The sequence below is a fragment of the Leifsonia sp. HAY1-4F genome (assembly GCF_056755275.1).
The window spans coordinates 1-241 of the sequence record NZ_JBNDHX010000549.1; the positions used below are offsets into that span (position 1 = coordinate 1).

Sequence of the window (241 nt, forward strand, 5' to 3'; positions counted from 1 at the left end):
TCTCAAGGTCGTATTCGCGCTGGCCCATGGAGAGGTCCGGGTAAAGTTCGCCCGTTTCCGCATCCACCAGGTACGCAGCAAAAGCGCCCGCATCACGGCGGAACAACGTGTTGGACAACGAAACGTCGCCCCAATAGAAACCGATCAGGTGCAGGCGGACCAGCAGCAGCGCCTGCGCATCAATCAGACGGGTGAGCGTGTCCTTGCGGAGCATCTGCGAGAAAAGGGCGCGGTACGGCAT

The 241-nt window shown here is 60.6% G+C and carries 1 pseudogene; it reads right to left on the reverse strand.

Annotated features, from left to right (window positions below):
- Positions 1 to 241 (reverse strand): annotated as a pseudogene (locus ACPYOG_RS20455) (DUF4032 domain-containing protein); the annotation flags it as partial.